5 protein-coding genes are annotated in these 4,624 nt (G+C 34.6%); all 5 read right to left on the reverse strand.

Annotated elements, in window-relative coordinates; translation table 11 throughout:
- Positions 1 to 250 precede the first annotated feature (250 nt).
- On the reverse strand, positions 251 to 994 hold the full coding sequence (locus tag AAGF08_RS20215; protein ID WP_343513261.1) for an alpha/beta hydrolase: 744 nt from the start codon (positions 992 to 994) through the stop codon (positions 251 to 253).
- 200 nt (positions 995 to 1,194) lie between these two features.
- The gene (locus AAGF08_RS20220) at positions 1,195 to 2,094 is read right to left on the reverse strand and encodes a DsrE family protein (protein WP_343513262.1); all 900 of its coding nucleotides are present in this window, start codon (positions 2,092 to 2,094) and stop codon (positions 1,195 to 1,197) included.
- 375 nt (positions 2,095 to 2,469) lie between these two features.
- Positions 2,470 to 3,390, reverse strand: coding sequence for a hypothetical protein (locus tag AAGF08_RS20225; protein ID WP_343513263.1), 921 nt, complete (start codon positions 3,388 to 3,390; stop codon positions 2,470 to 2,472).
- 74 nt (positions 3,391 to 3,464) lie between these two features.
- The gene (locus tag AAGF08_RS20230; protein WP_343513264.1) at positions 3,465 to 3,956 is read right to left on the reverse strand and encodes a DUF3237 domain-containing protein; all 492 of its coding nucleotides are present in this window, start codon (positions 3,954 to 3,956) and stop codon (positions 3,465 to 3,467) included.
- Between the two features lie 65 nt (positions 3,957 to 4,021).
- The gene (locus tag AAGF08_RS20235) at positions 4,022 to 4,603 is read right to left on the reverse strand and encodes a hypothetical protein (protein WP_343513265.1); all 582 of its coding nucleotides are present in this window, start codon (positions 4,601 to 4,603) and stop codon (positions 4,022 to 4,024) included.
- Between the last annotated feature and the right edge of the window lie 21 nt (positions 4,604 to 4,624).

Here is a 4,624-nt window from a genome sequence, read left to right on the forward strand (position 1 = left end):
GGTGGCTTCATAAATTTTTTCAATAGGGGCTTTAATTACCAATTCGTGATAGATTGAGTATGTCATTTTAATTGGTTTATTACGGATTTACCTAGTACTTTTTTCAATTACTTCCAACGGTATAGAATAAGAATAATAGCGAATTTTTATACACTTACTTTTCCTCTTATTGCTGTCTTTTCCTCATAAACTATATTTTCGTTTAAGGGATAAAAGAGGTATTATTTTTATACAATGCTAGCTGCTGGCTTTATTCATTACTTATGAATTCCATTATAGCTTTCAAAGTTTCTACATGTTGTTGTTTTCTATCGATATCTGCGGCATCATCTCCAAGCTGAAATCCGTAATACCCGAATTGTGAATGATTAGCTCCATCTATTTTTACAAACTGGGAGTGTTCAGGTAGTTTGGATTTGTTTTTGATAATTGATTTTTCATCTGCAACACCGTCTTTCGAACCGTAAATTTTGAGTATTGGAATTTTGTGGTCGGCTAAGGAAATGTCCCTGGGGTGAGTAGTTCCAATCAAAATCAATCTATCAATAAGGCTGGGATTTTCGTAAACAAATTGAGCAGCCATTTTTCCGCCTTGTGAGTGTCCAGCTAGGGTATAAGTTTTGGAAGTTTCAGCGAGGATATTCAATTCTTTTGGTTTATTGTAGCCTATTGTTGCCTGTCTCCACGGCATTTTAATTAGATATACCTTTATATTGTTTTTTGCTATTTCTCTACAAAGAGGTAAATATGCTTTTGTCTGAACAAGAGCGCCAGGATAAAAAACCAAAACCTCATTGTAATTTTCGGTTGGTGTATATGAATAATAGTCATCCTTATTTTCATAGCGAACCTGATTGTCGCTTCGAAGTAAACTTTCATCAACATTATGTGCCTGCATTGAATAAAGTAACCAAAGCATGAAAAGAACTCCTGAAGACATCCATATTGTCTTTATTATCTTTTTTAGAGTCCACTTTGTTTTATTAATCTTCATACTGACTTTGCTTGCAGAACCATTCACTTTTTGAAAGAGATTTCTTGCATCGCCCAGCTAAATTATAAAATTGAGGGAGATTGGAAGCTAATTGAATTTGTGCAATAAGTAAAAAAACTCCAGGTTTTCGAAACCCGAAGCTTTTAAAATTCAGCAGTTTAGTGTGATGCTCCCAAACTGAAAAGCTAATGTTTTATTAATTAATCGTTATTCTTAATGACTTTGAGTGCGTACCCTTTCGACTGATATTCGCTTAGAGTAGTCTGTGCCGTAAATGTAATATTGGCAAATGGCAGAAGCTCTGATTTTTTTGTGTCACCTAAAGATTGTCCACACATCAAAAATTTCACATCAGCATCGTTTAATTCCTCTAGTAGTGATATGTTAGGATTTTCTATTTTGTGTTCTTCTAAGTAAGCTTCATTATTCAAGAATGATTCAGAAGCCATCCCATGAACCGCCACTACGATATTGATATTTTCTTGGGGGATTCCAGCACCAACGTGAAGGTTCAGTAACCTGCCTATTTCTGCGAGACCAAAATTCAGGGATTTTGGGTCAATATCATGCGTATGACCTTCAACTCCTTCAGGCTTGACAAAGCTGGTAAAATCAATCACTATATTGTATTTCAAATTTGGATCTGGCTTTATATCTACGTGTTCAATATTGCTTACAGCTGCATAAGGATGTCTGATAACCGGTAAGAAACTGGTACTTTCTCCAAATTTTTCATCTGATCTCGAAGGACAAATCCCTGTGAGAAACTTCAGTATACCAGGGTTTTCCTCTTCCCAGGTAGTGGTAGTAGCTTTAAATTCAGTTTCTTCTAAAGCATACATCATCACCATAAAATGGGTGGAGTCAGGGGCATCATCAAATTTGTCTTTATGATAATCTACATCATAGCTATACAATTTTCCGTTTGCTTGTAAGTCTGCTAAGGTCGCAGCAATTTGCTTTTTGGCATCGGTATAGGAATCTTCAAGAGTGGAATCCGCAGCGCATTTAAACCCAGTTCCAAATGTGAAGTATTGGCTTTTGGCTTGTGGAACAATTAGTAAGAGGAAAAATGGAAGGGAAAACAGTAACTTTTTCATAATAAAGAGTTTAAGAGTAAAAATATATTGAGTTTCAATTTAGTGTTTATCTTGAAATATCAATATGAAATAATTGAAAAATGTATTGTTTTACCTAGAATAATCTAAGATTTGTAGGATTAGTTAAACTGGATTCGACCTCTCAGCAGCGTTTGAACTAACAGAGGCTTTAATTACCAATTCGTGATAGATTTAGCATGTTATATTAATTGGTTTATTAGTTATTTCCCGATACTATTTTTAATTGTTGTCAACGACCAACTAAAATGAGTATGCGCTCCAGTTGGTAGGAGCATTTAAGTTGCCTTTTCGCATTGTCCTTTCAGATGGCTCGGTTCGCATATTCATTTTTGGTGCTTGTTACACACTTTTTTTTCAAAATATTACGTTTGTATTTGGCAAAAAGGACTTAATCCTTGTTTGTTCCGATTCGGAGAAATTATTTTCACTAAGTTCTAAAACGGCTAAGTTCAGAAGGCCATCTAAATTTTTAGGCAGTTTGGTCAGTTCGTTTTTTCTGAGCAATAGTACCTTGAGATTGGGTAATTGTTCAAGGTGTTCGGTTAATATGTCGATCTCAATATTTGGATTATTGTCGAGAACCAATCCATTTAATTGATTGAGCAATGTTATCTCTTTTGGGATAGAGGTTATCTGGTTATCTGATAAGACCAGTATTTTCAAATTGGGAGTAGTTGATAACGGAGAAAAAACATTAGGCAAATCCAGATTGGGATTACTTGATAAATGCAGTTCTTCCAATAGTTTTAGCTCCTTGACATTCAATGGAATTATGGAAATATTTAGACCACTAAGATACAAGAAGTCGAGTTTTTTAACTTTTGAAAGCGAGTTCAAAGTTTTATTCAGATCCAGTTGTGCATTGCCAGATAAATCTATTTCTCTCAGATTGGGTAGGGTCAGTAGAACTTCTGGTAATTCTTCAAAGTTATTATTTCTCAGATTTGCGACGGTTAGCTGGTTCAAATCCTTTAATTCTGTGGGCAATGATCTTAAGTTGTTGTCCTGAACGTTCAATAACCCTAAACTCTGAACCTGTCCAAGACCTTCCGGAAGTTTATTGAGTTCGCATCCAGTAAGGTAAAGGGATTCAAGGTTCGGGAATTTATCAATTTGTTCCGTAATTGTTGGAATATCTTCACAAACTAAGTCTAGCCATTTAACTTTTTCAGGGTCTCTTAATGCCTCTTCGAATGAAGAAAATCGTTGGTTCGCCTGACCAAGAACTGTGATCTGACTTAGTAAGGCGATAGTTAAAGTGAGAAATAGTTTCATAGTGGTTGATAATTGTGTGTAACGGTTAGTAAAAGCTTGTGTTTTACTGCCGCTTATACATTTTTGGGCTCAGTTTACTTTATTACATAAATTTTATAAGTAACTCCGCCATCTATTATTTTTCCGACACCAACGGCAATTGTATGGTTTAACCACTTGTATTTCTTAGAACTTGTTTGAAAAACTGGATTAGTTCTAAAATAGTAACTACCATCGGAGTTTTCATGAATAAACCCCTCATAATAGGTATAAATGAGCTCGCCATCTTCCGTTTCTAAAACTGCGCGAACGTCTAATTTGGAAGTTGTTGAATCTAATCGCAAAAGCCAATCACCACCATTCGCGAGTACCTTCCCTTTAATTTTTGGACCTTCAAATGATCCGCCATTTACAGGGTAGATTACTCGTTGGCCATAAGGCGTTTGACCAACGTCTATTGGATTGTCCAATGTTGCTGTGATGTCACAGAGAAATTCATATTTAAGTTCTAGTTCTTGTCCGTATGTTTTGGAACTATAAATAAAGGAGAACAGTAAAAGTGTACAGATAGTGATTAGTTTATTCATGATGCTCTATATTAAATTTTTGTAATTGAGCCCAACGGTTGGTATTAAATGCGTTTCAATGCATTTTATACAGTGTTAGCACTTGTTTTTCTTCTTTCTTTTATTTTTTTAATTCCAAACATGAGTAGAGTTAAAATCAATGCAACAAAAAAGACTGTTGTTGTCATACTTTTAACCACTGAAAAAACATTTGTGACTTTAGCTGTAATTGGCGATAAATCAGGAAAATTTTTCAACATTGTAAAAATTCCAAAATTCTCAGCATAATCAGCTATTCCTGCTATTAGAGGTAAGAAGCAGAGATAGAAAAAGACAGAGTCTAGTTTGTTCAGTTTATTTAAAAAGTATCCAACCAATAGGCAATAGCTTACTCCAAAGAGAAACGGATAAATCATATCGACAGGAAGTTGATTCGTTAAATAAACCTGCCTTCCATTTTCTCCTAAAGTCTCGAAAAGCATGTTTATATATTCTAAATCGTATCCTAATGGCATCATGTCCAATAATTTCAGACCATTTGAAAATGTCATTGTTTTTGGAATTGTAACTGTCAGCATTATTGCATAAACAATATTTGTTAGAAGAAAAAGCAGTAGTACTTTTTTACCGGTCAGATTTGTTTCTATAATTTTCCTTATTCTCTTCATTTGTTTTTAATAAGTGCTAAC

Source organism: Algoriphagus sp. SE2 (assembly GCF_039563885.1).
Taxonomy (GTDB): domain Bacteria; phylum Bacteroidota; class Bacteroidia; order Cytophagales; family Cyclobacteriaceae; genus Algoriphagus.